General features: G+C 72.0%; 26 protein-coding genes. 11 read left to right on the forward strand and 15 right to left on the reverse strand.

Annotated elements, in window-relative coordinates; translation table 11 throughout:
• The first annotated feature begins 76 nt into the window (after nucleotides 1–76).
• Complete coding sequence (locus ACFY9E_RS39465) at nucleotides 77–2,473, forward strand: SpoIIE family protein phosphatase (protein ID WP_390993358.1); 2,397 nt, start codon at nucleotides 77–79, stop codon at nucleotides 2,471–2,473.
• 246 nt (nucleotides 2,474–2,719) lie between these two features.
• Here the strand turns inward: ACFY9E_RS39465 and ACFY9E_RS39470 are convergent, their stop codons facing one another.
• A complete protein-coding gene (locus tag ACFY9E_RS39470) occupies nucleotides 2,720–3,208 on the reverse strand; it encodes a flavin reductase (RefSeq protein ID WP_390993360.1) in 489 nt (162 codons plus the stop codon).
• A 2-nt stretch (nucleotides 3,209–3,210) separates the two neighbouring features.
• Nucleotides 3,211–3,900: a peptidoglycan-binding protein gene (locus ACFY9E_RS39475; RefSeq protein WP_390993362.1), complete on the reverse strand. Its 690-nt coding sequence runs from the start codon at nucleotides 3,898–3,900 to the stop codon at nucleotides 3,211–3,213.
• A 220-nt stretch (nucleotides 3,901–4,120) separates the two neighbouring features.
• Here ACFY9E_RS39475 and ACFY9E_RS39480 point away from each other — a divergent pair, with 220 nt between their 5' ends.
• The gene (locus ACFY9E_RS39480; protein WP_390993409.1) at nucleotides 4,121–4,804 is read left to right on the forward strand and encodes a TetR family transcriptional regulator; all 684 of its coding nucleotides are present in this window, start codon (nucleotides 4,121–4,123) and stop codon (nucleotides 4,802–4,804) included.
• A gap of 136 nt (nucleotides 4,805–4,940) precedes the next feature.
• A complete protein-coding gene (locus ACFY9E_RS39485; RefSeq protein WP_390993364.1) occupies nucleotides 4,941–5,351 on the forward strand; it encodes a zinc ribbon domain-containing protein in 411 nt (136 codons plus the stop codon).
• A 7-nt stretch (nucleotides 5,352–5,358) separates the two neighbouring features.
• Here ACFY9E_RS39485 and ACFY9E_RS39490 read toward each other — a convergent pair whose 3' ends face one another.
• The 3 genes from ACFY9E_RS39490 to ACFY9E_RS39500 form a co-directional block, all read right to left on the reverse strand.
• Complete coding sequence (locus tag ACFY9E_RS39490; protein ID WP_390993366.1) at nucleotides 5,359–6,696, reverse strand: Gfo/Idh/MocA family oxidoreductase; 1,338 nt, start codon at nucleotides 6,694–6,696, stop codon at nucleotides 5,359–5,361.
• A gap of 63 nt (nucleotides 6,697–6,759) precedes the next feature.
• Complete coding sequence (locus tag ACFY9E_RS39495) at nucleotides 6,760–7,140, reverse strand: PPOX class F420-dependent oxidoreductase (protein ID WP_390993368.1); 381 nt, start codon at nucleotides 7,138–7,140, stop codon at nucleotides 6,760–6,762.
• A 30-nt stretch (nucleotides 7,141–7,170) separates the two neighbouring features.
• Nucleotides 7,171–8,349, reverse strand: a complete 1,179-nt coding sequence (locus ACFY9E_RS39500; RefSeq protein ID WP_390993370.1) for an aminotransferase class I/II-fold pyridoxal phosphate-dependent enzyme — start codon at nucleotides 8,347–8,349, stop codon at nucleotides 7,171–7,173.
• Nucleotides 8,350–8,373: 24 nt separating this feature from the next.
• Between ACFY9E_RS39500 and ACFY9E_RS39505 the strand changes: the two genes are divergently transcribed.
• Nucleotides 8,374–9,390, forward strand: a complete 1,017-nt coding sequence (locus tag ACFY9E_RS39505) for a hypothetical protein (protein ID WP_390993372.1) — start codon at nucleotides 8,374–8,376, stop codon at nucleotides 9,388–9,390.
• A gap of 110 nt (nucleotides 9,391–9,500) precedes the next feature.
• A complete protein-coding gene (locus ACFY9E_RS39510) occupies nucleotides 9,501–10,847 on the forward strand; it encodes an alpha-lytic protease prodomain-containing protein (RefSeq protein ID WP_390993373.1) in 1,347 nt (448 codons plus the stop codon).
• A 32-nt stretch (nucleotides 10,848–10,879) separates the two neighbouring features.
• On the opposite strand, the gene ACFY9E_RS39515 is transcribed toward ACFY9E_RS39510, so the two are convergent.
• The 3 genes from ACFY9E_RS39515 to ACFY9E_RS39525 all read right to left on the reverse strand — a co-directional run bounded on the left by ACFY9E_RS39515 (nucleotide 10,880) and on the right by ACFY9E_RS39525 (nucleotide 13,258).
• Nucleotides 10,880–11,704: an EamA family transporter gene (locus ACFY9E_RS39515; protein ID WP_390993375.1), complete on the reverse strand. Its 825-nt coding sequence runs from the start codon at nucleotides 11,702–11,704 to the stop codon at nucleotides 10,880–10,882.
• 71 nt (nucleotides 11,705–11,775) lie between these two features.
• Entirely contained in the window at nucleotides 11,776–11,934 is a 159-nt protein-coding gene (locus ACFY9E_RS39520) for a hypothetical protein (protein ID WP_180989589.1), read from the reverse strand.
• Between the two features lie 163 nt (nucleotides 11,935–12,097).
• Nucleotides 12,098–13,258, reverse strand: coding sequence for an ROK family protein (locus ACFY9E_RS39525; RefSeq protein ID WP_390993377.1), 1,161 nt, complete (start codon nucleotides 13,256–13,258; stop codon nucleotides 12,098–12,100).
• A gap of 169 nt (nucleotides 13,259–13,427) precedes the next feature.
• Between ACFY9E_RS39525 and ACFY9E_RS39530 the strand changes: the two genes are divergently transcribed.
• The 4 genes from ACFY9E_RS39530 to ACFY9E_RS39545 are packed head-to-tail and all read left to right on the forward strand — an operon-like array spanning nucleotide 13,428 to nucleotide 17,910.
• Nucleotides 13,428–14,393, forward strand: coding sequence for an ABC transporter permease subunit (locus tag ACFY9E_RS39530; protein WP_390993379.1), 966 nt, complete (start codon nucleotides 13,428–13,430; stop codon nucleotides 14,391–14,393).
• 19 nt (nucleotides 14,394–14,412) lie between these two features.
• Nucleotides 14,413–15,336 (forward strand): ABC transporter permease subunit, encoded by a 924-nt coding sequence (locus tag ACFY9E_RS39535; protein ID WP_390993381.1) that lies wholly within the window; start codon nucleotides 14,413–14,415, stop codon nucleotides 15,334–15,336.
• Nucleotides 15,337–15,346: 10 nt separating this feature from the next.
• Complete coding sequence (locus ACFY9E_RS39540; protein WP_390993383.1) at nucleotides 15,347–16,696, forward strand: extracellular solute-binding protein; 1,350 nt, start codon at nucleotides 15,347–15,349, stop codon at nucleotides 16,694–16,696.
• A 14-nt stretch (nucleotides 16,697–16,710) separates the two neighbouring features.
• Complete coding sequence (locus ACFY9E_RS39545; protein ID WP_390993385.1) at nucleotides 16,711–17,910, forward strand: Gfo/Idh/MocA family oxidoreductase; 1,200 nt, start codon at nucleotides 16,711–16,713, stop codon at nucleotides 17,908–17,910.
• Nucleotides 17,911–17,942: 32 nt separating this feature from the next.
• Here ACFY9E_RS39545 and ACFY9E_RS39550 read toward each other — a convergent pair whose 3' ends face one another.
• From ACFY9E_RS39550 to ACFY9E_RS39565, 4 genes are all read right to left on the reverse strand, one after another.
• Nucleotides 17,943–18,638 (reverse strand): L,D-transpeptidase family protein, encoded by a 696-nt coding sequence (locus ACFY9E_RS39550; protein ID WP_390993387.1) that lies wholly within the window; start codon nucleotides 18,636–18,638, stop codon nucleotides 17,943–17,945.
• Nucleotides 18,639–18,815: 177 nt separating this feature from the next.
• Complete coding sequence (locus ACFY9E_RS39555) at nucleotides 18,816–19,730, reverse strand: SDR family oxidoreductase (protein WP_390993389.1); 915 nt, start codon at nucleotides 19,728–19,730, stop codon at nucleotides 18,816–18,818.
• A gap of 89 nt (nucleotides 19,731–19,819) precedes the next feature.
• Entirely contained in the window at nucleotides 19,820–20,449 is a 630-nt protein-coding gene (locus ACFY9E_RS39560; protein WP_390993391.1) for an MBL fold metallo-hydrolase, read from the reverse strand.
• Nucleotides 20,449–21,537 carry an S-(hydroxymethyl)mycothiol dehydrogenase gene (locus tag ACFY9E_RS39565; protein WP_390993393.1) on the reverse strand — a complete coding sequence of 363 codons (1,089 nt, stop codon included), beginning with the start codon at nucleotides 21,535–21,537 and terminating at the stop codon, nucleotides 20,449–20,451. Before ACFY9E_RS39565 ends, ACFY9E_RS39560 begins: the two co-directional genes overlap by 1 nt.
• 162 nt (nucleotides 21,538–21,699) lie before the next feature.
• Between ACFY9E_RS39565 and ACFY9E_RS39570 the strand changes: the two genes are divergently transcribed.
• On the forward strand, nucleotides 21,700–23,454 hold the full coding sequence (locus tag ACFY9E_RS39570) for an ABC transporter transmembrane domain-containing protein (protein ID WP_390993395.1): 1,755 nt from the start codon (nucleotides 21,700–21,702) through the stop codon (nucleotides 23,452–23,454).
• Between the two features lie 57 nt (nucleotides 23,455–23,511).
• On the opposite strand, the gene ACFY9E_RS39575 is transcribed toward ACFY9E_RS39570, so the two are convergent.
• Nucleotides 23,512–23,799, reverse strand: a complete 288-nt coding sequence (locus ACFY9E_RS39575; protein WP_030847599.1) for a hypothetical protein — start codon at nucleotides 23,797–23,799, stop codon at nucleotides 23,512–23,514.
• A gap of 171 nt (nucleotides 23,800–23,970) precedes the next feature.
• Between ACFY9E_RS39575 and ACFY9E_RS39580 the strand changes: the two genes are divergently transcribed.
• A complete protein-coding gene (locus ACFY9E_RS39580; protein WP_390993397.1) occupies nucleotides 23,971–24,336 on the forward strand; it encodes a nuclear transport factor 2 family protein in 366 nt (121 codons plus the stop codon).
• 70 nt (nucleotides 24,337–24,406) lie between these two features.
• Here ACFY9E_RS39580 and ACFY9E_RS39585 read toward each other — a convergent pair whose 3' ends face one another.
• Complete coding sequence (locus ACFY9E_RS39585; protein ID WP_390993399.1) at nucleotides 24,407–25,666, reverse strand: CU044_5270 family protein; 1,260 nt, start codon at nucleotides 25,664–25,666, stop codon at nucleotides 24,407–24,409.
• Complete coding sequence (locus ACFY9E_RS39590; RefSeq protein WP_390993401.1) at nucleotides 25,659–26,219, reverse strand: sigma-70 family RNA polymerase sigma factor; 561 nt, start codon at nucleotides 26,217–26,219, stop codon at nucleotides 25,659–25,661. The genes ACFY9E_RS39585 and ACFY9E_RS39590 overlap by 8 nt, the downstream gene beginning before the upstream one ends.
• Nucleotides 26,220–26,446: the final 227 nt, after the last annotated feature.

Genomic DNA, 26,446 nt, shown 5'->3' on the forward strand with positions numbered 1-26,446 from the left:
GGGTGCCCGAGGCGGGGGATCAAGAGGTGCGCACAAGGCGTTCTTCCCCTCGGGCCAGGTGTGCAATGCTCAACGCGTGACGAGCGAGCCCGTGACGCCGGCGCAGCCCGGTGCCGCACCGGACCTGGCCGAACTGGCCAAGATCGTCGCCCGGCAGCGCGCCGAACTGGACCGGCTGCGCGACCAGGCGGCCACCTCGGCTGTCGTGGAACGGGCCAAGGGCGCGGTGATGGCGCTGACCGGGTGTACCGCCGACGCGGCGGGCGAGCAGCTGCTCCAGCGGGCCAAGGCCGCCCGTCACACCCTGCTGGAGGAGTGCTGGATCACGCTGGGCGGCCTCGCTCCGGCGTCGGCCGGCCCGAGCGGGGCGAGCGAGGCCGCCGGCATCGGGAGCCCCGCTTCCGAGGCGGCCGCCCTGGAGCAGTCGGCCGTGCCGGACGACGTCACCGCCGCCCTGGCCCGCCTCGGCAAAGCCCTCGTTCGGGTGATGACACCGCACGACCTCGCCCGGTGTCTGCTGGAGCATCTCGGACCCGACATGTCGGCGGACGCGGTCCTGATCTACGCACGCAGGCCCGACGACGGCCTCGGACTGATCGGCCACGCGGGCGTCGACGACGAACTGGCGGCCCAGTGGCGCCAGGTACCGCCGCTGAGCGGAACGGCCGCGCTGGACGCGCTGCAAGCGGGCGAGCCGCGCTGGCTGGAGGACTTCGCCGAGGACGAGCGGCAGTACCTGCTCATCGGCGACCCTCCGGGCCGGTGGCGCTCGCGTGCCTGGCTGCCGGTGCTCACCGCGGGCCGGACCGAGGTCTGCATCGGCGTGCTGCGCGGCCGTGCCGGGGCGTTCACCGCGCGCGACCGCGCCCACCTGCGGGGCCTCACCAGGCTGTGCGCCGGCCGGTTGCGCGCCTTCGACACCCCGCCCGAGCGGAGCGCCGACGCCGCCACCGACGCGGTGCAGGCGCTGTTCGAGGCGCTGCCGGTCGCGGCGATGCTGCTCACGCCGCTGCGGGCGGCGACGGGTGGCATCGAGGACTTCCGGGTGGAGGCCGCGACCGCCCAGGTGGGCGACCTGCTGGGCCGGACCGGTGAGGAACCGGCCGGGCGGCGGCTGCTGGAATTGCGCCCGGCCCTCGCTGCCGAGCCGCTGTGGCGGGGCTGCCTGCAGGTGCTGACCACCGGGAAGGCGTACGAGGGCGAGCCGTTCGCGCACGAAGAGGTCGTGGCGGGCGTCGCCGAGCTGTCGCTGTACACGAGCCGGGTCGCGCCGCTGGGCGACGCCCTCGTGGTGTCGTGGATCCGGCACGGTTCCTCCGACCGGCAGGAGCAGCGGCTGGCGGACCTGCAGCGGCTGGGCAATCTCGGCTGGGCGAACTGGAACCTGGTCACACAGGAGGCCTCCTGGTCGAGCCAGGTGTTCTCGCTCGTCGGCCGGGACCCCGCGCACGGTCCGGTGGGCCTGACCGAGGTGCCGGAGCTCGCGCTGCCGGAGGACACACCCGCGCTGACCCGCGCAGTCGACGAGCTCCTCCAGGAGGGGCGTCCGTTCGACGTGCCGTTCCGGATCCGGACGAGCGGCGTCGTCCGGCATCTGCGGCTGGTGGCCGAGGCGGTGTCCGACCGGCACGGCACGCCCGTCGAGGTGCACGGCTTCGTCCAGGACATGACCGCCCGGCGGCGGGCGGAGCTGGCGCTGGTCGAGAGCGAGCGGGCGATCCTGACCCAGCACGACGTGCTCCAGGCCGAGCGGACCCTGGCCTCCCGGCTCCAGCACGCGCTGCTGCCGATGGCCAACCGGCCCGTGCACCTGGCCGGGCTGCGCGTCGAGGTCGCCTACCTCCCGGCCCAGTCGGGGGTGCACGTCGGCGGCGACTGGTTCAGTGCCATCGAACTGCCCGACGGGGACGCGCTGCTGGTGGTCGGCGACGTCGCCGGGCACGGGGTCGACGCCGTGGCCACGATGGCCCAGCTCCGGTTCACCGCGAAGGGCATGGTCATCACGGGCTCGTCGCTGACCGGCGCGCTCGCCCGGCTGAACACGCTGCTGCTGCACTCGCGCGACTCCCACGCCAGCGCCACGATGGTGCTGGCCCGCTACAACCCCCGCCGCAGGCGCCTGGTCTGGGCCCAGGCGGGGCATCCCCCGCCGCTGCTGCTGCGCGACGGCGAGGCGCGGTACCTGCGGCGCCCCGGCGGCATGCTGCTCGGGGCGACCGCCACGTCGGTCTACCAGGAGGCGGAGTGCCGTCTCGACCCGGGCGACCGGCTCATCCTGTACACCGACGGCCTGGTCGAGCACCCCCCGGACAGCATCGACCGGGGTCTGGAGCAGCTCGCCGAGGCCGTGGCGGCCCCGCACGGCGACGGGCCCGGGTCGCTGGGGCCGCTGCTCGCGCGGATGCTGCCGGACGAGCGGCGGGACGACGTGTGCGTGGTGGACGTCCGGGTTCCCGGGGGCCGGGACCGATAGGGGCGGGGCCGCCTCACGAGTCCCCGCGGTGCCTCCAGTACCACCACAGGCCCACGAGCAGGGCCAGCAGGAACAGGGTGGGCAGCACCAGGCCCGGGATGCGGGAGCCGTTCATGCGCGTGGCCTTCGGTTCGCGGCGGTTCGGGCGCCTCGTGCGTCGCCCCGGCCCAGGGTGACGCCGGGTGGCCCCGCCCTTGCGCTGCTTTCCCCAGCCCTTGCCCTGCGTTCGAGGAACGGGCAGCGGCGTCAGTCGACCGGGTGACCGGGGTCGATGGTGAGGGCGTCGGAAAGGCGCAGCAACGGCCCGTCACAGCCCTCGTGTCCGCCCCACTCGACCGGGTCGAGGACGAAGCCGATGTGGTCGCCGCCACCGGCGCGCGTCACTATGCGGCCGACGAACCAGGCCGGGGCGTCCTCCAGGACGAGGGCCCCGCCGTACGCCTCCCGCAGGCGGACGTCCTGGAACTTGTCGGTCCGGTCGCCGGTGTGCCCGCCGAACAGCTCGGCGAGGCCGTGCTGTTCGCGGCCGAGCAGGTGCACGGCGAGGACTTCGGCGTTCCGGGCCACCCGGAAGGTGTGGTTGAGCTCGGACAGCCACACGACGAACCGCACGGGCCGCAGCGAGCACTGCGAGGCGAACCCGACGAGGCAGCCCGCCCGCTCACCGCCCGCGGCGGCCGTGACCACGTACATGTCGGGGTTCAGCCGGTCGATGAACTCGTCCATGCCGGCCATGGTCACACATCGGTGCGGGACTCCAGCGCGGCCCGGGTGTCGTCGCCGTAGACGCCGGTCTCGTCGCCGCGGATGCCGTACCAGAGCTGGAAGCGGGCGACCGCCGCGGTGAGGGTGGGGTCGTAGCTGCCGCTGGTGGAGCCGTCCCGGTAGACGTCCGGGATACGCAGGAGACGCTGCTGGAGTTCGGTCACCTCGGGGCCGCTCGCCCCCTCGCGCAGGGTGCCTGTGCCGTCGGGATCCACGGCTGCCGTAGCGGGCGGTGTGGGGGTGGGGGTGGGGGTGGGGTCAGGTGTGGGGGCGGCGGACCGGGGCGGGTGGGGCGCGGGCGCCGCGCCGGCGTCCCCGGGCTCGCCGCGGAGCAGGAGCGCGCCGCCGAAGCCGATCACGGCGGCGGCGAGGACGGCCACCGCGACGGCGGCGCGGCGCAGCCCGGCCCCCGGGGGTACGGCGTCCGCACGCGGGCGGGTCGCGCGGGCGACGGGCGGGAGTTCCTGGGTCAGGGCCTCGGAGGCGGCAGGCTGCCTCCCCGGGAGCGCGGCGGACTCGTAGCCGCTGTCCTCCTGGCCGGTGTCCTGGCGGAACTCCCGCATCAGTTCCGCGAGGGCGTCGGTGCGGCGGGGCCGCAGGACGCGGATGGGTTCGAGGGCCGGGCCGTCGTGCGGCGGCCGGGGCTCGGACGGTGTCGACACGCTGCTCTCCTTCGTCCGGGCCCGGGGCGCCCGGCTTCGAGGATCGTCCTGCCGCTAGATACGCGGCTGCCGCGCCCCCGGTTCAGAGGCCGAGCGGTCCGGTTGGCAGAGCACTCAGTACCTCCCCAGGAGTGCACTGAGTGCCATGAAGGGTCTTATGGGTGCTACGTTCCCGCTCATGAGCTCCGAGAAGGCCGAGGCCGGCGCCGCAAAGCCACCCATGCGGGACGCCCTGGTGGCGGCGGCCTTCCAGCTGTTCCTGGAGCGGGGGTACGAGCAGACCACCGTCGACGACATCGTGGCGCTCGCCGGTGTCGGGCGGCGCTCGTTCTTCCGCTACTTCCCCTCCAAGGAGGACGTGGTCTTCCCGGACCACGAGCGGTGCCTGGCCGACATGACGGCCTTCCTGGCCGACGGCTCCGACGACGACGAACCCGTGGGGCGGGTCTGCGACGCGGCCCGGCTGGTCCTGCGGATGTACGCCGAGAACCCGACGTTCTCGGTGCAGCGCTACCGCCTCACCAAGCGGGTGCCCGGGCTGCGCGCCTATGAGCTGTCGGTGGTGTGGCGCTACGAGCGGGCCCTCGCCGAGTACCTGCGCCGGCGTTTCGCCGCCCGCCGGGACGGCACCCTGCAGGCCGACGTGATCGCGGCGGCGGTGGTCGCGGCGCACAACAACGCGCTGCGCTCCTGGCTGCGTTCGGACGGGCAGGGCGAGGCGAGCACGGCGGTCGACCACGCGATGGCCTACGTGCAGACGGTGTTCGGGGGCGGGCCGGTGCCGCCGGCCGTGGAGCAGCCGGAGGACGTGGTGGTCGTCGTGTCACGGCGCGGGGCGCCCCTGTGGCGGGTCGTGCAGGAGATCGAGACGACGCTGGGGCGGGGCTGGGACCCCGCACATTGAGGGTACGGAGTGCCTTTACGAGTGGCACTGAGTGCCATACTCTGTGCTGCGTGCACGGTGGCACGGCGAACCGCGCACACGTGTGCGCGGGTGATCGCGTGCGCGGATTCCGGCCGAGTGCAGGGAGTTGACCAGCGTGTACCACTCAGGAAGCGTCGCTCAGCAGGCAGCCGGCTCCGCGACGGGTCTGCTCGACCCGAGGGGCCAGAACGCGGAGGCCATCCTCTTCCAGCGCTGCACCTGGTGCGGCACCGCCATGTACCACCGGCTGCTGTGTCCGGTCTGCCGGGGCAGTGAACTGCGCACGGAGCGCGCCGAGGGCACGGGCACCGTCCGCCACTCCACGGTGGTGCACCGCAACACCCCGGCGGCACGGAACGTGTCGCAGATCGAGATGGCCGAGGGGTTCGTGGTGCGCGGCCGGGTGATGGGACCGCCGATCGGCATCCACAGCGGGGACCGGGTACGGCTGTCCACGGCCAAGGACCCGGTGCGGGGCGAGCCGGTCTTCCAGCTGCTGGACGAGCCGTACCGGGCCTGGAGCTGACCTTCCCTCAGCCGGCGAGCAGCTCGTCGGTGCGCACCGGCCGGCCCGTCTCGAAGCTCCGGTTGGCCGCCAGCCCGACCGCGAGGGCGAGTGCTCCGTCGCGTTCGGTGGGCGCAGGGCGGGTGCCGGCGGCGATGTCCGCCGGACGGGTGGGGCCGGCGGGGCCGAACAGGGCGTCCAGCATGCGCGGATCGCCGCCGCCGTGGGCCTCGTGGGCGACCGCGAGCGGCACCTCCACCGGGGGCCGCCACAGCGGGCGCAGGGTCAGACGGGCGCCGCCCGCGTGCTCGGCCGCCGTGTCCCCGTGCACCGCGACGGCCGCCGGGGTGAGCCGGGTCCGCGGCGACTGCCAGCGGCTTTCCTCGACCTCCAGCTCCAGCCGGCCCGCGCTGCCGTTGAACATCACCCGGTAGCCCTCCCACGGGGAGTAGGCGGTCAGGTGGTACGTCATGGTCGCGCCGCGCGCGTAGCGCACGAGGACGGACATGTCGTCCTCGATGGTGACCGGCCCGTCGAAGACATTGCGGTCCCGCAGATAGCCGTCCTCGTGTTCGGCGTCGAGGTAGAGGGCGCGCAGGGTGTCGTCGGACGTGAGGTCCAGGGCGAAGGGGTCGTCGGCGGCCGGCTCGGCTCCGTGGGCGCGGTCGTAGTCCCGGCGCAGTCCGTGCCGCTCCCCCGCCTCGCGGCCGTAGAAGCCGAGCCGCCCGTAGCCGAAGGCTTCCCGGGGCTCGTCGGCGAGCCACCAGTTCACCAGGTCGAAGTGGTGCGAGGACTTGTGCACCATCAGGCCGCCGCTGTGTCGCTTCTCGCGGTGCCAGCGGCGGAAGTAGTCGGCGCCGTGCCGTACGTCGAGCAGCCACTCGAAGTGAACGGACAGCACCTCACCGACCGCGCCATCCGCGAGCAGGGCGCGGACCTTCTCGTGCACGGGGTTGAAGCGGTAGTTGAAGGCGACCGTCAGGGAGTTGCCGGTCTCGCGGACGGTGTCGAGGATGCGGGCGCAGCGCCCGGCGTCGACGGTCATCGGCTTCTCGGTGACGACCCGGCAGCCCGCCTTCAGGGCGGGGACGATGTAGCGGTCGTGCTCGGCGTCGACGGTGGTGACGACGACCTCGTCGATGCCCTCCTCGGTGAGCATGCCGGTGAAGTGGTCCGGCTCCCACGGGGTGGCGGCCGGTGCGCCGGTCGCGGCCAGCAGCCGGTTGTGGAAGGCCATCCGGGTCGGGCTGGGGTCGCACAGCGCGGCCACGACGTGGCCGGGGCGTTCGGCGAGACCGCGGGTGAACAGCTGGGCCCGGTGGCCGGTGCCGACGACGGCTGCGCGCAGGACGGGAGTTCGGCTCATGGCAGATGCCCTTTCCCGCGCACGGGGCGTCCACTCCCCCGCGGCCGAAAGCGCTTGCCGGGGTCAGAGGGTGACGCGGATGCCCACGGTGCCGTCCAGGCCCCGGCGCAGCCGGCTGCCGAGCAGGGTCAGCCGGCCCGTCAGGCCGTACTTGCGGGCGATCAGTTTCCGGTAGCGGGCGGTGGTGGCCGGGTCGCAGATCTCCGCCGTCGCGGGCACCTGGTCGCCGGTGGGGTTGCCGCGCAGGTCGCAGGGGCCGACCAGCACGTCGGCGCGGTTGCGGATCCGCTTCACCTTCCAGGACTCGGCCGACGTCCACGCACCGAGCGCGTCCCCGTCGCGTACCACCCAGACGGGGGTGGCGACCGGCGTACCGTTCTTGCGGTAGCTGGTGATGAGCAGGTACTTGCCCGCGCCGAGTTCGTCCAATGTCCCGTCGTCCATGGCGGGAAGTGTACGAGCGGGTCCCCGGCGTCAGCGCAGCGCCGCCGTCATTCTGCCCACCGCCTCCGTGAGCACCTCCGTCGAGGCCGCGAGGTTGAGGCGGACGTGGCCGGTGCCGCCGGCGCCGAAGGGGAGGCCGGAGTTGAGGGCGACGCGGCCGCGGCGCAGGAAGACGTCGGCCGGGTCGTCGCCGAGCCCGAGGGCGCGGCAGTCGAGCCAGGCCAGGTAGGTGGCGTCGCCGGGCCGGTAGCGGATCGCGGGCAGGTGCTCGGCCAACAGGTCCGCGAGCAGCCGCCGGTTGCCGTCGAGGCCGGCCAGCAGGGCGTCCAGCCAGGTGACGCCGTCACGCAGGGCGGCGGTGTGGGCGATGACGGCGACGTGACTGGGGCCGTGTCCCACCTCCTCGGGCATCCGGTCCAGGTCGGCGGCGGCCCCCGGCCCGGCGATCGCGAGGGCGGCCTTGAGCCCGGGCAGGTTCCAGCCCTTCGACGCCGACATCAGGGACAGACCGCGCTCGGCGCCCGGCACGCTCAGATACGGCACGAAACCGGCTCCGCCGAGCACGAGCGGGGCGTGGATCTCGTCGGCGACGACGCGCACGCCGTACCGCTCGGCGAGCCCGGCGACGGCGGACAGTTCCTCGGCGGTGTGCACGGTACCGGTCGGGTTGTGGGGGCTGCACAGCAGATGTGCGGCCCGTCGCCCACCCGCCACGGCCTGCCGGAAGGCGTCCTCCAGGACATCGAGGTCGATCCGCCCGTCCGCGCCGAGCGGAGCTTCGGCCACCCGCCGGTCCATGTGCTCCACGAAGGGGTAGAACGGCGGGTACACGGGAGGGTTGACGATCACCGTGTCGCCGGGGCCGGTGACCAGTTTGAGCATCTCGACGACGCCCAGCATGACGTCGGGCACGATCGCGGCGCGCTCCACGGCGAGCCCGTGCCAGCCCCAGCGTTTCCCGGCGAAGGCGGCCATGGCCTCCGCGTAGGCGGTGCCGGCGGGGTAGCCGGTGTCACCGAGGTGCAGCGCGTCGGTGACGGCCCGCACGACGGGCTCGGCGAGCGGAACGTCCATCTCGGCCACCCACAGCGGCAGCACGTCCTCGGGATACGTGCGCCACTTGACGCTGGTGCGCTGCCGGAGGCGGTCCAGCGTGAGGGCCTGCAGGGGATTCGGTTCACCGGACGACTCGTGCGGGATCCTGGTCATGGGCACACGATAGGGGGCTGTGCGGTGAGCGGGAATCTGGCGGACCGGGAGCGGGGCGGGGCGGCGGGCGCGGTCCTGGAGGTCGCCTGCGACGAGTCGGGGTCGGACGGTGAGAACCTCACCGGCGGGAACACCGACGTGTTCGCGCACGCCGGTGTCTCGCTGTCCGTGGCCTCGGCCGCGGCGACGGTGGGAGAGATCCGGGACCGGATCCGCTCACCGGCCGAGGAGTACAAGGCGAACCACCTGTTGCGGGAGAAGCACCGCGCGGTGCTGGAGTGGCTTCTCGCGCCGGAGGGGCCGATCCACGGTCAGGCGCGGGTGCACCTCATGGAGAAGACCTTCTTCGTGGTGGACCGGGCCGTCGGCCTGCTGCTGGGCGACCCGGCCGAGGCGATCACCCTGTTCCGCGCGGGGCGCCCGGCCTTCGGGGAGGACGGCTGGCGGGCGTTCCTGGAGGCCGCCAACCGACTGCTGCGGGTGCGCCACGACGGGGACCCGGTGGACGCCTTCTACGGCACGGTCGACGCCCTGCGCCGCGCGCATCCGCGGACGGACGCGGCAGGGATTCTGGCGCGGCTCGCGGCGACCCGGCCCCGCGCGGTGTCCTACCGGGACGGGTTGCTGTCCGGGCCGCCCCTGATCCCGCTGCTCAATCCGCTGCTCCCGGCGATCGTGCGGACGGCCGCGCTCTGGTGTGGAAACGGACGGCCGCTCCGACTCGTGCACGACCGGCAGAACATGCTGACGCCGGACCGCATCGCGTGGATCGAGGGGACGGCCCGGCGGGCCGGGATCGGCCTGGCCGGGGTGCGGCTCGTCGTCGCACGCGACGACGCGCGGGTGCAGGTCGCGGACTTCCTCGCCGGGATCGCCCGCAAGATCGCCTCCGACGAGCTGAACGGCCGCGGGGACCCGGCGCTCACCGCCTTGCTTCGGCCCTATGTCGATCCGGACTCGGTGTGGGGAGACGCCCGCAGCGGGGCCCTGCTCGCGGCCCCCGGTGGCCGGGTGAGGCCGAAGAGATCACCGGTGCGCTGAACGCGGCACGGCTTCACCCCGTATGGATGAGGGGCACTCAACTCAAGGAGGGCTCCGCGGTGTTCGCACCGTGATGTTCGCACCGTGATGTTCGGGTTCGGGAGCCATGCATGAGGCACGCACGACGACGGGTCGTCCGGCGAGTGACACGGCTGGCGGCCGTCGGCGGACTCCTCCTCGGAGGAGCGATGGTCACCAACGCCGTGGCGAGCGAGCCCCCTGCCCCGACCATCGGCGTCCCGTTCACTGCGCCGCCGGCGACCGGTGAGGGCACCGACCTGGTGTCCCGGCTCGGGAACTCCCGCACGGCCGGCAGCTGGGTGGACTCGGCGGGACGGCCGGTCGTCGCGGTCACCGACGAGAAGGCGGCCGCTGAGGTGAAGCGCGCCGGCGCACGGGCCAAGATGGTCAGCCACAGCATGAGCGACCTCAAGTCGGCGGCGGCCACCTTGCGTTCGGCCCCCAGGGTCCCCGGAACCTCGTGGGCCCTGGACTACAAGAGCAACCAGGTGGTGGTCAGGGGCGACAGCACCGTCTCCGCCTCCGACTGGTCCCGGATGACCGAGGTCGCCGAGGGCATCGGCTCCTTCGTACGCATGGAGCGCACCGAGGGCACGTTCACGACACGTCTCAACGGCGCGCAGCCCATCCTGTCGACCGCCGGGCGCTGTTCGGCGGGGTTCAACGTGACCGACGGGACGAGCGACTTCATCCTCACGGCCGGGCACTGCGGGCCCGACGGGTCCGTCTGGTTCGCCGACGACCGTGGCCGGAGCCAGGTCGGCACGTCGCTCAAGGGCAGCTTTCCCGGCGACGACTACTCCCTGGTGAAGTACGACGGCGGCCGCGCGGGCAAGGGCGCGGACATCGTGGCGGTCGGTGACGGCAAGGGCGTGCGGATCACGGGCGTCGCCGATGCGGAGGTCGGGCAGAAGATCTTCCGCAGCGGCAGCACCAGCGGACTGCGCGAGGGAGAGGTGACCGCGCTCAACGCGACGGTGAACTACCCCGAGGGCACCGTCACGGGGCTCATCGAGACGAACGTGTGCGCCGAACCGGGCGACAGCGGAGGCCCGATGTTCGCCGACGGCGTCGCGCTCGGCGTGACATCGGGCGGCAGCGGCGACTGCAGGGCGGGCGGCACGACGTTCTTCCAGCCGGTGACCAAGGCGCTGACCGAGCTGGGAGTCAAGCTGATCGTGGCCAGGTCGGCCGGTGGCACGGGCGCCGCGCCGGCACCGTCGGCCTCGCCGGGTGCCGCCTCCCCGGGCTCGACGGCGCCGATCACGGGCACCGACGTGTCGACGCTGCTGAGCCGCCTCACCGACCCGCGCAATGTGGGCCCCGGGATGCTCGTCATCGCGGGCAGCCTCGTCGCCCTGGTGGCGACCCGGTGGATCCGCGCGGAGCAGGACCGCAAGGCGTATCGGCAGTACTACTCGGCCACGTGGGGATGAACCCGGCGGCCCGCGGCGGCCGGTCGCTCCCCTCAGCCCAGGGTGAGCAGCACGGTCGCGATACCCGCCCCCAGCAGCCCCACCGCCTGACGGCGGCTGATCCGCTCGTGCAGCAGGACGAGTCCGAGCACCACGGGAAGGGCCGGGTAGAGGGAGGCCAGGACGACGGCGACGGCCAGCAACTGCCGCTGGACCGCGAGCAGATACAGCACGAGGCCGAGGGCGGCCCCGGCCCCGATGAGGACGGCCTGGGCGCGGCGCACCGGCGGCAGCTTCAGGCGGCGGGCATGACGTGCCGCGTCCGGCAGGAGGACGAGGACCGCGGCGACCCGGCCGGCTGCGACGGGCCACAGCCCGCTCGCGGGCCCGGCCTGGCCGAGGGCGAGGTACTGCACGGCCACGCCCAGACTGGCGACGAGCCCGTCCGCCGCCCCCTTTCCCGCACCGGTCCCGCCACCGGCGACGAACCAGAGCGCGGGCACCGTGACGGCGATACCCAGCCAGGCGACGGCGCCCGGGCGGTCACCGAGGACGAGGACCCCGCAGAGCACCGACAGCGCGACACCGGTGACCGCGCTCACCGGCACCACGACGCTCATGTCCCCCCGGCTCAGCCCGCGGTTGAGGAACCACATGGCCGTGCCGCTGCCGACACCGGACAGGGCGCCCCACCCCAGGTCGGCGGGGTGGACGGCACCGGCGGGCAGGAGGAGGGCGGCGGCTACGGCCAGCAGCAGCCCGCCGAGCTGGCCGTAGAAGGTGACGGCGGTGTGAGGCACGCGCCGGGACAGCACGCCGCCCGTGAAGTCGACGATGCCGTAGACGACGGCCGAGGACAGTGCGAGAAGGGCACCCATTCGATCAGGGGTGCCCCTGGGCGAGGGACCGATGCGTCAACGGACCAGGACGAGGGTCGGGCTGCGGACGCCTACTGCGGGGCCGCGGAGGCCCACTCCAGGACGAGCCGCTGATACTCCTCGCGCTGCTCGACGCTCAGTGTCCCGCCCGACCGGCGCCACAGCGCACGGATCTCCTCGTTGACCTCGTCAGCCGATCGCTCGGATGATGTTTCAACGGTGGTGGACATGCTGTGAAGCATACGTCGCCGGACGTGAAGGCGATGTGAGTAATCACGAGCTAATGGGACATTCCGGACAGTGTTGCTGATCACGTCCATCTCCCGGTAAACGTGAGCCTGTTCACATCCACCGCCTGCGAGTACCTTTCGCCGCCGAGGCGTTCACCGTCGTTCACGCTTCGGCCGATCCCAGCACCAGCACCTTGATGGCCAACACGGCGGCACCACGGGCCCAGTCGTGGAAGTCGGACACCTTCGTCTCCAGGTCGACCGGGGCGGCCAGCGGGTGCCGGTGGTCGCGGACCGTCCCCTCGACCGTCGCGCGGGCCACGTCCATCAGCCCCACCCCCTCCCCCGCGAGCAGGATCTTCTGCGGCATCACGAAGTTGGAGATCTGCGCGACGAGCGTGCCCAGGGCTCGCGCGGCCTCCGTGACGACCCGGGCGCACATCGGGTCCCCGGCCGCGGCCAGGGCGAGGATCTCCTCGTAGGTCCGGTCGCTGCCGGTGGCGGCCCGGATCTGGTAGCGGATGCTGGGGATGGTCAGCAGCGAGACGGCGCTGCCCCGCCTGCCGTCCGGGGTGAGCGGCCCGTGGGGGTCCACGATCCAGTGCCGGCCGAAGCCCCGGTCCTCCTCCGCGAAGGGCACCCGCTTGCCGCCCAGGACGAGCCCGTAGCCGAGGCCGGCGCCGATGGTGAGGACGGCGAAGCGGTCCAGGCCCCGCCCGGCACCGAACCAGGTCTCGGCCTCGACCAGGGCGGCGACGTCGTTCTCGACGAACACCGGCAGCCCGGTGCGCTCCGCCACCAGGTCGGCCAGGGGGACGTCACGCCACAGCAGGAAGGGGGACTCGCCCACCACGGCACGGTCCTGGACGAAGCCGCCGACCCCGATGCCGATCCCGGCGAGCCGAGGGTGGTCCTTGGCGAGTTCGGCTGTCATCTCGGCCAGCACGTCGGCGACTTCGGCGGGGTCGTGGGTGGTGAGCGGGCGGTCGTGGCGGGCGACGATGTGGCTCCGCAGGGTGGTGACCACGCCGTAGACCGTGTCCTCGGTGATCTTGAAGCCGAGGAAGAAGTCCGAGTCGGCGACGACGTCCAGCGGCTGGGAGGGGCGGCCCTGCCGCGCCTCCGCGGGCACCCCCGCCTCGGGTACCTCGACCAGCAGGCCCGACTCGATCAGCGGCTTGGTCAGCCGGGTGAGACTGCCGGCCGACAGGCCCAGCCTGCGGGCGAGTTCCGTGCGCGACAGCGGGCCGTGGACGAGCACCTCGATCGCCACGGAGCGCTCCCCCGGGCTCAGCGGCAACCAGCCGGCGGTGCCTTCGGTCATGTACGTCCGACTCCCTCAGCCTTTTTTTCGTACTGAAACCAACAGGACCACTCTAGGTCGGTGACGGTTCCTGGGAAAAGATGTTCGCAGGCCCCTTGACGCAGCAATTGTTTCGCACCAAAAGTAAGTGCCGCCAGAGGACGAGCCGCCGCAGCGAGGGAGTCTCCCGATGACCATCGCCTCCAGCAGTCCTCCGTCGCGTCTGCCCACGGGCGGCGCCGCGGAGGCCGAGAGCAGGACCAGGGCACGGCAAGGGGTGTCCGGCGAGGACCGGGGAGACGGGCGGCTGGCCGCCTTCTTCATCGCGCCGGCGCTGCTCGGCTTCCTGGTCTTCCTGCTGTGGCCGACCCTGCGGGGCATCTATCTGAGTTTCACCCGCTTCAACCTTCTGACACCGGCGGAGTGGGTGGGCCTGGACAACTACGTCCGCATGGTCAACGACCCCGTCTTCTGGGACTCCCTGTGGGTCACCGTCGAGTACGTCGTCATCAACATCGGCGTCCAGACGGTAGCGGCGCTCGCCATGGCCGTCCTGCTCCAGCGGCTGACGCAGTCGGCGATGCTGCGCGGGATCGTGCTGACGCCGTATCTGATGTCGAACGTCGTCGCCGGTCTCGTCTGGCTCTGGATCCTCGACACCCAGCTCGGCATCGGCAACGAGATCATCAGCGGTCTCGGCGCGGACCGCATCCCGTTCCTCGCGGACGAGACGTGGGCGATCCCGACCATCGCGCTCATCAACGTGTGGCGGCACGTGGGGTACACCGCTCTGCTGCTGTTCGCCGGCCTCCAGGCCATCCCGAACGACATGTACGAGGCGGCGCGGGTGGACGGCGCGAGCGAGTGGCGGATGTTCTGGCGGATCACCATGCCGCTGCTGCGGCCGGTGCTCGCGGTCGTGCTGATCATGACGGTGATCGGGTCGTTCCAGGTGTTCGACACCGTCGCCGTGACCACCGCGGGCGGACCTGCCAACGCGACCAACGTCCTGCAGTACTACATCTACGGCTCCGCCTTCGGCCGCTTCCAGTTCGGCTACGCCTCGGCCATGTCCGTCGCCCTGCTGGTCGTGCTGAGCGCGATCACCGTCCTGCAGTACCGGCTCACCCGGGCCGGCCGGACCGATCTCGGCTGACGGAAGGAGACACACCGCCATGGCTGCTGTGACGACAACGACGCCGACGACGCTGCGGGCGGTCCGGCGCGGGTTCCCCTTCGGGCGGGCCGCCGCCTGGACCGCGATGGGCCTGATCGTCCTCATCACCCTGCTGCCGTTCTACTGGATCCTGCGCACCGCGCTGTCCACCAACGCCGGCCTGAGCGCCGACCCCACCAACCCCCTGCCGGTGGACCTCACCACCAGCGGCTTCGAACGGGCCCTGGGCCTCCAGCCTGCCGAGGAGGCGATCGCGCAGGGCGGCGCGGGGGGCGGGCTGGACTTCTGGCGCTACCTGCTCAACTCGGTGCTGGTCTCGACCCTGATCACCGGCTGTCAGATCTTCTTCTCCGCGATGGCCGCCTACGCCTTCTCGCGGCTGCGCTGGCGGGGCAGGGACAAGGTGTTCGGTCTGTTCCTGGCCGGGATGATGGTGCCGACCATCTTCACGCTGCTGCCGAACTTCGTGCTCATCAAGCAGCTGCACCTGGTGGACACGCTCCTCGGCATCGCGCTGCCCAGCCTGTTCATGACCCCGTTCGCGGTGTTCTTCCTGAGGCAGTTCTTCATGAACATCCCCCGGGAGGTCGAGGAGGCCGCGTTGCTCGACGGCGCCGGGAAGATCAAGATCTTCTTCCGGGTGGTCCTGCCCATGGCCTCCACGCCGATCATCACGCTGGCCGTGCTGACGTACATCACCTCCTGGAACGACTACTTCTGGCCGCTGATGGTCTCCTACAGCGACAGCTCGCGGGTGCTGACCGTGGCGCTGGCGGTCTTCCGGGCACAGACCCCGGCGACCGGCGTCGACTGGTCCGGGCTCATGGCCGCGACGCTGATCGCCGCGCTGCCGATGCTGGTGCTGTTCGCCTGCTTCGCCCGCCGCATCGTCAGCTCCATCGGCTTCACCGGCATCAAGTAAGGGGACCGTGATGCGAATTCGACTTCGTCCGCTCGTCGCGGCGACCGGAGCGCTGGCGCTGTCCCTGGTCAGCGGATGCGCGCAGGGAGGTGCCGCCGGTTCTTCCGCGCACACCGTCACGTACTGGCTCTGGGACGCCAACCAGCTGCCCGCCTACCAGGCCTGCGCGAAGGGGTTCGAGAAGAAGAACCCCTCACTGAAGGTGAAGATCACGCAGCTGGGCTGGAGCGACTACTGGACCAAGCTCACCGCCGGGTTCATCGCGGGCACCCAGCCGGACGTGTTCACCGACCACATCCAGAACTTCGGCCAGTTCGCCGACCTGAAGGTCCTCGAACCGCTCGACGACCTCGGCATCCAGGACTCCGACTACCAGCCGGGCCTAGCCGCCAACTGGGTCGGTCAGGACGGCCACCGCTACGGCGCGCCGAAGGACTGGGACACCGTCGCGCTCTTCTACAACGAGAAACTGACGAAGGACGCCGGTCTCACGGCCGAGCAGCTCAACGGCCTCTCCTGGAACCCGAAGGACGGCGGCACCTTCGAGAAGGCCATCGCGCGTCTCACCGTCGACAAGAACGGCAAGCGGGGCGACGAGCCGGGCTTCGACAAGAACAACGTCAAGGTGTACGGCCTCGCCAGCAACGGCGGCGGGTTCGGCGACGGCCAGACCCAGTGGAGCAACTTCGCCGCCTCCGCCGGCTGGAGTTACCTCGACAAGCCGCGCTGGGGCACGAAGTACCAGTACGACAACAAGACCTTCCAGTCCGTGATCCAGTGGTACTTCGGCCTGGCGAAGAAGGGTTACATGCCGCCGCTGTCCGACTACAACGTCCAGTCCAACCAGGCGAACACCCAGGTCGCGGCGGGCAAGGCGGCCACGGCGTTCGACGGAGCCTGGATGATCTCCACGTACGCGGGCTTCAAGGGCAAGGACATCAGGACCGCCCTGACGCCGGCCGGCCCGACCGGCAAGCGCGCCACCATGATGAACGGGCTCGCCGACTCCATCACCAAGGCCTCCAAGAACAAGGCGGGCGCCCGCAAGTGGGTGGCCTACCTGGCCTCGGACCGGTGCCAGACCGTCGTCGGCAGGTCCGGGGTCGTCTTCCCCGCCACCCCGGCCGGGACCGCGGCGGCCGTCGCCGCGTACCGGAAGAAGGGCATCGACGTCTCGGCGTTCACCGAGCCCGTGGCCGACAAGAAGCGCTTCCGGACCTTCTCCTACCCGATCGCCAGCTACTCGGCGGACATGACGGCGCTGATGTCGCCCGCGATGGAGGACATCTACGGCAACGGAAAGCCCGTGAGCAGCCTCGACCGGACCAATGAACAGATCAACCTGATCCTCTCCCAGTGAAGGGCACGCGTTCCATGACGTTCTCCCTCGGCATCGTCGGCGCCGGACAGTTCTCGGGCCAGTTCGCCACCCTGTTCCAGGCCCACCCCGGCGTCAGCGCCGTCCACGTCACCGACCTGCTGCCCGAGCGGGCCGCACACCTCGCCTCCGCCCAGGGACTGGCGGGTACTTTCCCGTCCTACCAGGCCATGCTGGAGTCGGAGGACGTCGACGCCGTCGCGATCTTCACCCAGCGCTGGACGCACGGGCCGCTGGTGCTCCAAGGTCTCAACGCCGGCAAGCACGTGTACTCGGCGGTCCCCATGGCGATCACCACGGAGGAGATCGCGGCGATCATCGACACGGTCAAGGCCACCGGACTGACCTACATGATGGGCGAGACCAGCGAGTACAACCCGGCCACGGTCCACGCCCGCAACCAGATCGCCGAGGGCGCCTTCGGACGGCTCTTCTACGCCGAGGGCGACTACGTCCACGACATGGACCTGGGGTTCTACGAGGCGTACCAGTACAGCGGCGGCGAGAACTGGAAGGCGACCGCCAGCTATCCCCCGCTGCTGTACCCGACGCACGCGGTCGGCGGGGTGCTGGGCGCCTGGAAGACGCACGCGGTGAGCGTGTCGGCGATCGGTGTCGTCGACGACCGGGGCGACGGCGTCTTCGACAAGGACGTCAGCCAGTTCGGCAACGACGTCTCCAACGCCACGGCGCTGTTCGAGGTGGCGGGCGGCGGTTCGTTCCGTACGAACGAGTTCCGGCGGGTCGGCTACCCCTCACACATACGGGAGTCTCGCTTCCGCTTCTTCGGCACCGAGGCGAGCATGGAGCAGCTCGCCACGGTCGCCCTGTGGCAGGACAAGCAGGGAGTGAAGGACATCAGCGAACTGCTGGAGCCCAAGCCCACGATGTCCCCTGACGATCCGTCACTGCAGCACATCGCGCCGGAGCTGCGGGCCGCCTTCACCTCCGGGTCGGCTCCCGTGCACGACCGGGCGCGGCTGCCGCGGGAGTTCGACCACCTCCACAACGGCCACGAGGGCAGCCACCACTTCCTGGTGGACGACTTCGTCACCGCCGTCAACGACCGCACGCTGCCGTCGGTGAACGCGTGGGTGGCCGCCCGCTACACCCTGCCGGGCATCATCGCGCACGAGTCAGCGCAGCAGGGCGGGGTCAGGCTGGAGATCCCGGACTTCGGGGACGCTCCCCGGTAGGGGGACGTCCGGTGCGGGCCGGGTTCCTGGGATCAGGTGCCCGGCTTGCGGCCGTAGACGAAGACGTCGTCGCCCTTCTTCAGCAGCGACCAGTACTTCTTGGCGTCGGTCTTGGTCATGTTGGTGCAGCCGTGCGAGCCCGGCGGGTTCCACATGCTGACGCCGACGGAGTGGAAGGCCTGGCCGCCGTCGAAGAACTGGGCGTAGGGCATCGGCACGTCGTAGATGGACGAGACGTGGTCGATGTTGCGCCAGTAGATCTTCTTCAGGCCGGTGCGGGTCTCGTACCCGTCGCGGCCGGTGCGCACCGGGACGGGACCGTAGACGAGCTTCTCGCCGTCCTGGATCCAGCTCAGCTGGAGCGTCAGGTTCACACAGGCGATCCGGCCCTTGTTCACCGGGCACTTGCCGTCCTTGTTGGGGTTCTTCCCGACGGCCTTCTGCTTCTGCATCAGGTCCATCACGCCCCAGGTGACGGAACCGGCGTAGCCGATGTTCGGGGAGATGCCGTGCTTGGTCTGGAAGGCCTTGATGGCCTTGCAGTCGGCGGCGGACTGCTTGCCGTCGACCGGACGGCCGAGGAACTTCTCCACCTGCTTCTGGTACGGGCCGGCCTGCGTGGTGCAGCTGGCGGCGGCGGCCGGCGTGGCGCCGAGCGCGAGCGTGAGCGGTGCCACCAGTCCGGTGATCCCCAGTGCGACGGCACTCCGTCTGCGTACGTCCCCCATGGCTGGTCATGCCCTTTCGCGAAAGTGAGTGTGCGATGTCTGCCAGCTAGACGGGCGGAGGCGGGTTCCGGTTGTGCTGTCGGCCGCGCTGCGACGGAACAGTGACATACCCCACCGGTACGAGGTGGGGTATATCTCCGCATAGCGGTTGATTACGGAGGTCAGGTCCGCGGGGCGTCAGCGGTAGCCGGCCGTGTCCGCCGGCTTGCCCGCGTCCTGGACCTCCACCAGGTAGCGCCAGGCGTCCGGGCGGCTGCCGTCGAGGTCGGTGAAGCCGTACTCCTGGGCGAGTCCGCCACTGGAGAGCGACTGCCCGTTCCAGCGCGCCACGTCCGCGTCGGCGGCGAGTGCGGCCACGGCCCGGCCCACGTAGTGCGGGGTCTCGGAGATGGCGAAGTGGGGGACGCGCTCCAGGGCGTCGCGCCAGTTCTCCTCGCGCACACCGAAGGCGTCCAGCATGATCTCCGAGCGCATCCAGCCCGGAGTGAGGGCGACGGCGGTGGCGCCTCGCGGGCCGAGTTCGTGCCCGAGGGAGAACGCCATGCGCAGCACGGACGCCTTGGCGAGGTCGTAGAAGAAGCTGTTGCGGTAGTTCTCCGCGTTGTACTCGGCGGTGCCGTCGGTGACCTCGACGACCAGGCCGCCGGGGTTGCGCAGCAGCAGGGGCAGGGCGTGGTGACTGGTGACGGCGTGCGTCTCGACGGCGAGCTTGAGCAGGCGCAGGCCGTTGTCGAGGTCGTGCTCCCAGAGCGGGGTCTCCCACTCGAAGAGCTTCTCGCCGCCCCAGATGTCGTTGACGAGGACGTCGAGGCGGCCCTGTTCGTCCGCGACCCTGTCCACGAGCGCCTTGACCTGCGCCCGGTCCAGGTGGTCGGTGGGAACGGCGATACCCCGGCCGCCGGCGGCGGTCACCAGGTCGGCGGTGTCCTCGATGGTCTCGGGCCGGTCGTACTCCGAGCGGCGGGCGCGCGTGGTGCGGCCGGTGACGTAGACCGTGGCGCCGGCCGCGCCGAGTTCGACGGCGATCCCCCGCCCGGCGCCCCGGGTCGCACCGGCGACCAGTGCGACCTTGCCCTGCAACGGAGCTGACATGTCCGACCTCCCGTGAGCTGACTGCTTGCCGCCTTCAGCGTGACGGGTAAGCCGGACATCTTCTGTCGCCTTTTACCGGCGACACGCGATCAGTGGCCCCGGGCGATCCATTCCTCCAGGTGCGGGGCCTCGGCGCCGACGGTGGTGGAGTCGCCGTGGCCGGTGCGGACCGTCGTCCCGGGCGGCAGCGTGAGCAGCCGGTCGCGGATCGAGTCGATGATCGTCGGGAAGTGCGAGAAGGAACGGCCGGTGGCGCCGGGGCCGCCCTGGAACAGGGTGTCGCCGGTGAAGACGGTGCCCAGTCCCGGGTCGTAGAGGCAGACCGCGCCGGGCGCGTGCCCCGGGGTGTGCATCACCCGCAGGTCGGCGCCGCCGGCCTCGATCACCTGGCCGTCCACCAGCCAGGCATCGGGTTCGCGGTCCGGGTGGGTCTGCTTCCACAGCGGCAGGTCGTCGTGGTGCAGCCAGATGGTGGCGCCGGTGCGCTCGGCGAGGGCGGGGGCGGCGTCGATGTGGTCGTTGTGGGCGTGCGTGCACACGATGGCCGTCAGCCGGCGGTCCCCGACGGCCTCGGCGATGGCGTCGGCGTCGTGGGCGGCGTCGATGACGATCACCTCCTGGTCGTCGCCGACGATCCACACGTTGTTGTCGACGTCCCAGGTGCCGCCGTCGAGGCTGAACTGTCCGGACGTGACGAGGTGTTCGATACGCGTCGTCATCACAGCACCACCACCGAGCGCAGCACGTCGCCGTGGTGCATCCGCTCGAATGCCTTCTCCACCTCGTCGAGCTGGATCGTCTCGGTGACGAACGCCCCGAGGTCCAGACGCCCCTGCAGATGCAGGTCGATCAGCATCGGGAAGTCGCGGGAGGGCAGGCAGTCGCCGTACCAGCTCGACTTCAGTGCTCCGCCGCGGCCGAAGACGTCGAGCAGCGGGAGGTCGAGCTTCATCTCGGGCGTGGGGACGCCGACGAGGACGACCGTGCCGGCGAGGTCGCGAGCGTAGAAGGCCTGCTTGTACGTCTCCGGGCGGCCGACGGCCTCGATGACGACGTCGGCGCCGAAGCCGCCGGTGAGCTCGCGGATCGCCTCGACCGGGTCGCTCTCGCGCGAGTTGACGGTGTGGGTGGCGCCCATGGACCGGGCGGTCTGAAGCTTGCGGTCGTCGATGTCGACGGCGATGATCGTCGCCGCTCCGGCCAGGTGCGATCCCGCGATGGCCGCGTCGCCGACACCGCCGCAGCCGATGACGGCGACCGAGTCGCCCCGGCCGACGTTCCCGGTGTTGATCGCGGCGCCGATGCCGGCCATCACACCGCAGCCCAGCAGCCCGGCCACCTGCGGGGCCACACCCGGGTCGACCTTGGTGCACTGCCCGGCCGCGACCAGCGTCTTCTCCGCGAAGGCGCCGATGCCGAGGGCCGGGGACAGCTCCTGGCCGGTCGAGGCGAGGGTCATCTTCTGCCCGGCGTTGTGGGTGTCGAAGCAGTACCAGGGCCGCCCGCGCAGACAGGCCCGGCACTTCCCGCACACCGCCCGCCAGTTGAGGATCACGAAGTCACCGGGCTCGACATCGGTGACGCCGGCGCCGACCGTCTCGACCACGCCCGCGGCCTCGTGGCCCAGCAGGAACGGGAACTCGTCGTTGATGCCGCCCTGCTTGTAGTGCAGGTCGGTGTGGCACACCCCGCAGGCCTGCACCCGCACCACGGCCTCGCCGGGGCCCGGGTCGGGCACCACGACCGTCTCGATCCGCACCGGCTCGTCCTTGCCGGGTGCGATCACGCCGCGTACTTCCTGGGCCATGGTGCTGACTCCTTCGTCGGCCGGGGTCCGTTCCTTTCCGACCCTACGCGCGACTGATCGGTAAGGGGCACCAACCGGCCACCCTCGGCTGCGCGGAAAGGGCAGGCCGCACGGGTCGGCGGCGACGTAGCCTGAACGCTCCGCCGACGCCGAAGGAGCGCCGTGAGCATCGCAGAGACCCAGACCGCCACACCCGCGTGGCGGCAGCTGCTCGGATACGTACGGCCGCACCGCTGGTCCCTGTTCGCCGGCGCGCTGCTCTCACTGGTCACCGGGGCGACCGGGCTGCTGCTGCCGCTGGTCGCGCGGGGCCTGATCGACGACCTGTCGCACGACCGGGCCATCACCGGCGCCCTGCTCGCCATGTCGGCCCTGGTCGTGGCCAACGCGGCGGTGGGCGCGCTGGGTTCGTACGTGCTGACCCGCACCGCCGAGTCGGTGGTGCTCGGCGCGCGGCGCGCCCTGTCGTCGTATCTGCTGCGGCTGCGCATCACGGCCGTGGACCGCAGCGAACCCGGGGACCTGATGGCCCGCATCACCTCCGACACCACCCTGCTGCGCGCGGTCACCACCGACTCGCTGGTCGGCCTGGGCACGGGCGGCCTCACGCTCGTCGCGACGGTGGTGATGATGGGCCTGGTGGACGCCGTGCTGCTGGGCGTCACCCTGGCCGTGATCCTGGGCGCGGGCGTGGTCCTCGGGGTGATCGTGCCGCGCATCAACAAGGCGAGCCGGGAGGCGCAGACCGCGGTGGGGGTCATGGGCGCGTCGCTGGAGCGGATCCTCGGCGCCCTGCGCACCGTGAAGGCGTCCGGGGCGGAGCACCGCGAGGAGCGGACGCTGCACGAGGCGGCGCAGGAGTCCTGGCGGCAGAGCGTGCGCGCCGCCAAGTGGTCGGCGGCCGCCGGCAACACGGCGGGGCTCTCCATGCAGATCGCCTTCATCACGGTGCTCGCCGTCGGCGGCGCCCGGGTCGCGACCGGCGCGGTCGACGTGGGCACGCTGGTCGCGTTCCTGCTGTACGTCTTCTACCTGATGTCACCGATACAGCAGGTCGTCGGCGCCATCACCCAGTACCAGACGGGCGCCGCGGCCCTCACCCGCATCGAGGAGGCGCTGCGCCTGCCCGCCGAGCCGGCCGCCGAGGCCGCGCCGCTGCCCTCCCCGGGCGCACAGCCCGCCGCCCTCGCGTTCCACGACGTCCGCTTCCGTTACGCCGACGACCTGCCCTACGTCCACCACGGAGTGACGTTCACCGTGCCCGCGCAGGGCATGACGGCGTTCGTCGGCCCGTCCGGCGCCGGCAAGACCACCGTCTTCTCCCTGATCGAGCGGTTCTACGACCCCGAGTCCGGCGTGATCACGCTGGACGGGCGGGACCTGAACGACTGGGAGCTGCCCCGGCTGCGCGCCGCGATCGGCTACGTGGAGCAGGACGCGCCGGTCCTGTCGGGCTCCCTGCGGGACAACCTGCTGCTGGGCAATCCGGAAGCGGACGAGGGCGCCCTCGCGCGGGTGCTCAAGACGACCCGTCTCGACGACCTGGTTTCCCGGCTGCCCGGTGGCCTCGACACGCTCGTCGGGCACCGCGGCACCAAGCTGTCGGGCGGTGAGCGGCAGCGCGTCGCCATCGCCCGCGCGCTGCTGCGCCGCCCCCGGCTGCTGCTGCTCGACGAGGCCACCTCGCAGCTGGACGCGGTGAACGAGGCGGCGCTGCGCGACACCGTCGCGGACGTGGCGCGCACGACCACGGTCCTCGTCGTGGCGCACCGGCTGTCCACGGTGACGATGGCCGACCGGATCGTGGTGATGGACGCGGGCCGGGTCCGGGCCGTCGGTACGCACCGTGAGCTCGTGACGGCCGATCCGCTGTACGCGGAGCTGGCGGCGACGCAGTTCCTCGCCACGGCGGACTGAGTCCGGGCGTGGGTGAGGGCCGCCCGGACCCGGGCGGCCCTCACCCACGCGCGGCCGTCAGCGGACGTTCGGAAGGAAGCCGAAGACCGGTGAGACCAGGCCGACGACCTGGTTCAGCTGGTCGAGGTCGTTGAGGCGGTTGAGCCCGGCCAGCTGTGAGGAGGGCCGCGGGATCTCGTCCTTGTGCGCGGCGGGGATGTCGCTCACGGTCAGCGAGTCGAGCGTGGCCATCGGGCTGAGCGGGCTCTTGGCTTCCGCGTCGGCCGCGTTCGCCATCGGCGCGACGAGGCCGGTGACGCCAGCGGCGAGACCAACGGCGGCGACGATACGTCGTGTTGAGATCATGCCTATCGCAACGCGGACGGGTCCCCCGCGGACACGGGCGGACGGTGCCGCTCACCCGACAGGCCCAGTGTCCCGGCCGCACTTGCCGTGACCGCCGGGCGGGAGGAGGCTCGACAGGAGAGGCCCTCGCGGCCCGTTCCCGCCGGGTCGCGGCCTTCGAAGGAGGTCATCATGGGAACCGCGGCAGACCCCGCCTTCGACCGAGAGATCCTGCGCCGGGGCGTGGAAGGCCAGACCCCGGACATCCTGCTCTCCCTGTACGCCGACGACGCGGAGATCCGCATCGTGGACCGCACGACCCAGCCCAGCCATCCCAAGGTCCTGCACGGCCGGGACCAGATCGGCCGGATGCTGGAGGACGTCTACAGCCGCGACATGTCGCACAAGCTGGAGCGGTGCGTCATCCAGGGCGACGAGGCCGCCTACAGCGAGAGCTGCCAGTACGCGGACGGAGTGCGCGTCCTGTCCGAGTCCATGATCGCGCTGCGCGACGGCAAGATCGCCGAGCAGACCCTGGTCCAGGCCTGGGACGAGTAGCAGGTCACCATTGCTGCCGGGACAGGCGGTGGAGGCCGCCGCCCGGCACCTCGGTGCCGTCGGGGTGTGATCAGCGCATCCAGGCGCTGTACGACATGACGTCGCCCTCCTCGACACCGAACGCGGGCTCCGGCTCCGTGATGGTGCTCTCCAGCCCGAGGACGGCACCGGTGGCCGGGTCCATGATCAGCATGCGGCGGACGCCCCGCGCGTCGTTCACATAGGCCTGGCCGCGTCGGCCCAGCCGGTCGGTCACCCGGCCCACCGGCCGCAGCCCCTCGGCGCCGGCCAGGAGCCGGGCGAGCGCGGCGCTCTCGCGCGCCCCGAGGGTCCAGTTGTCCAGCAGCATCGCCGTGGCGTCCAGCAGTTCGGGCGTCGTCAACGGCGTGTCGGTGAACCGGGCCTCCATGAGATAGGCACGCAGCCGGGCCGCGTCATGGGGCGGGGGCGACTGCGGCGGGGCGTCGCTCCAGCTCGGCGGGTACGTCCGGTCGAGGAGGACATGCCGGTCGTCGACGAGCCGCGGTGTGCCGCCCGAGTCGGAGAGGACCGGGCGGCCGGGGTGCCTCGGGTCGGTCGCCACGACGAGCTCGGTGTGGCTGCCGTCGGGCCGCCAGCGCACGATGCGCTCCTCGGGCAGGGTGATCGGGGGCTTGTCGTCCGACATTCCGAGGCTCCAGGACCGCACGTGCGTGCCCTTGCGCAGACGGGCCGCGCCGTCGGCCCCGGCCACGGCGGCGGCGCGTTCGGCCAGCCGGTCCAGGGGCACGGGCGTGGAACCCGACTCGATCACCAGCGGGCGGGGCGCGGCGACCGCGGGCGTGGTGCTCGGGCCGCTCAGCACGAAGGTGAGGGTCAGGGCGGCGACGACGGCCGTGGCGACCAGCCCCCAGGCCAGCCGGGGCCCCCACGCCGGCCCGGACCGCGGCCGGGACCGGCCGGAGCCGGGCAGCAGGCGGCCGGAAGGCTGGTCCGGCTGGTTCCGCAGGCGGTCGGAAGGCCGGTCCCGCTGGTTCCGCGGGCGGTCGGAAGGCCGGTCCCGCTGGTTCCGCGGGCGGTCGGAAGGCCGGTCCGGCCGGTCCCGCAGGCGGCCGAAGGGCAGACCCCGCCGGTCCCGCACACGACCGGAGAGCCGCCCCGGCCCACCCCGCGGGGATCCGGGGAGCTGGTCGCCCGGATCCGGCAGACGCCCGGAGATCGGGTCGTCCCGGTCCCGCATCAGCTGTTCGAGTTGGCGCTCGGCGTTGTGGTCCAGGGGACCGTCGGCGAAGCGGGGGCCGCCGGAAGGCACCGGGTCGGCGCTGCGCAGCAGGTCGAGTTCGTCAGCCATGGCCGTGTTCCTTCGGGGCGGTCACGCAGGAGTGCTCGGTGATCGGGGGCTCGGGACGCATACGGTCGATCTCGGCTCTCAGGCGGCGCCGGGCCCGGTGCAGCCGCATGGCGGCGGCCCGGCTGCCGCAGCCGAGGGCGACGGCGACTTCGTCGATGCCGAGTTGCTCCCAGGCCGTCAGGCGCAGCACCTCCTGGTCGGCCGCCGAGAGCCGGGCGAGTGCCTCGTGCACCCAGCCACCGGGGGTGTCGGCCTCGGGGCCCGCCGCGATGTGCCGTCCGTGGGCGGTGTCGTCGTTGCCGAGCCGGTCGACGAGCCGGCGGCGGCGTCCATGGCCGCGTACCGCGTTGGCCAGGCAGTTGCGTGCCACGCCGTACAGCCAGGGCAGCGCGGCGGCGGGCAGGTCGGCCCGGCGCCGCCAGGCGACCGTGAACACCTCCGCCACCACTTCCTCCACCTCGCCGGCCCGCCCGTCCAGCCGCCGGGCGACATAGCGGCTGACCGCCCAGTAGTGCTCGCGGTAGGCAGCGGCGAAGATCTCGTCGTTGCTCATGTCCCGTTCGTGTCCGGCACCTTCTCGATCGTCACACCCGTTTTCGTGATTCTCGTCGCGTCGGTGAAGTGTGACGTCCGGGCGGGGCTCGGACACAGGCGGGGCATGAGGCACCTGAAGTGGCTGACGACCACGGATCACAAGACGATCGGCACGCTGTACCTGGTGACGTCGTTCGCGTTCTTCGTCATCGGTGGTGTGATGGCGCTGCTCATGCGCGCCGAGCT

It is taken from the genome of Streptomyces sp. NPDC012466 (assembly GCF_042955215.1).
Taxonomy (GTDB): Bacteria; Actinomycetota; Actinomycetes; order Streptomycetales; family Streptomycetaceae; genus Streptomyces.

Coding starts and splice junctions, on each gene's coding strand:
- ACFY9E_RS39470 (WP_390993360.1), bottom strand. CDS start 3,208: ATGGCCGGCATGGACGAGTTCATCGACCGGCTGAACCCCGACATGTAC.
- ACFY9E_RS39480 (WP_390993409.1), top strand. CDS start 4,121: ATGCGGGACGCCCTGGTGGCGGCGGCCTTCCAGCTGTTCCTGGAGCGG.
- ACFY9E_RS39490 (WP_390993366.1), bottom strand. CDS start 6,696: ATGAGCCGAACTCCCGTCCTGCGCGCAGCCGTCGTCGGCACCGGCCAC.
- ACFY9E_RS39495 (WP_390993368.1), bottom strand. CDS start 7,140: ATGGACGACGGGACATTGGACGAACTCGGCGCGGGCAAGTACCTGCTC.
- ACFY9E_RS39500 (WP_390993370.1), bottom strand. CDS start 8,349: ATGACCAGGATCCCGCACGAGTCGTCCGGTGAACCGAATCCCCTGCAG.
- ACFY9E_RS39510 (WP_390993373.1), top strand. CDS start 9,501: ATGAGGCACGCACGACGACGGGTCGTCCGGCGAGTGACACGGCTGGCG.
- ACFY9E_RS39515 (WP_390993375.1), bottom strand. CDS start 11,704: ATGGGTGCCCTTCTCGCACTGTCCTCGGCCGTCGTCTACGGCATCGTC.
- ACFY9E_RS39520 (WP_180989589.1), bottom strand. CDS start 11,934: ATGTCCACCACCGTTGAAACATCATCCGAGCGATCGGCTGACGAGGTC.
- ACFY9E_RS39525 (WP_390993377.1), bottom strand. CDS start 13,258: ATGACCGAAGGCACCGCCGGCTGGTTGCCGCTGAGCCCGGGGGAGCGC.
- ACFY9E_RS39530 (WP_390993379.1), top strand. CDS start 13,428: ATGACCATCGCCTCCAGCAGTCCTCCGTCGCGTCTGCCCACGGGCGGC.
- ACFY9E_RS39535 (WP_390993381.1), top strand. CDS start 14,413: ATGGCTGCTGTGACGACAACGACGCCGACGACGCTGCGGGCGGTCCGG.
- ACFY9E_RS39540 (WP_390993383.1), top strand. CDS start 15,347: ATGCGAATTCGACTTCGTCCGCTCGTCGCGGCGACCGGAGCGCTGGCG.
- ACFY9E_RS39545 (WP_390993385.1), top strand. CDS start 16,711: ATGACGTTCTCCCTCGGCATCGTCGGCGCCGGACAGTTCTCGGGCCAG.
- ACFY9E_RS39550 (WP_390993387.1), bottom strand. CDS start 18,638: ATGGGGGACGTACGCAGACGGAGTGCCGTCGCACTGGGGATCACCGGA.
- ACFY9E_RS39555 (WP_390993389.1), bottom strand. CDS start 19,730: ATGTCAGCTCCGTTGCAGGGCAAGGTCGCACTGGTCGCCGGTGCGACC.
- ACFY9E_RS39560 (WP_390993391.1), bottom strand. CDS start 20,449: ATGACGACGCGTATCGAACACCTCGTCACGTCCGGACAGTTCAGCCTC.
- ACFY9E_RS39565 (WP_390993393.1), bottom strand. CDS start 21,537: ATGGCCCAGGAAGTACGCGGCGTGATCGCACCCGGCAAGGACGAGCCG.
- ACFY9E_RS39575 (WP_030847599.1), bottom strand. CDS start 23,799: ATGATCTCAACACGACGTATCGTCGCCGCCGTTGGTCTCGCCGCTGGC.
- ACFY9E_RS39580 (WP_390993397.1), top strand. CDS start 23,971: ATGGGAACCGCGGCAGACCCCGCCTTCGACCGAGAGATCCTGCGCCGG.
- ACFY9E_RS39585 (WP_390993399.1), bottom strand. CDS start 25,666: ATGGCTGACGAACTCGACCTGCTGCGCAGCGCCGACCCGGTGCCTTCC.
- ACFY9E_RS39590 (WP_390993401.1), bottom strand. CDS start 26,219: ATGAGCAACGACGAGATCTTCGCCGCTGCCTACCGCGAGCACTACTGG.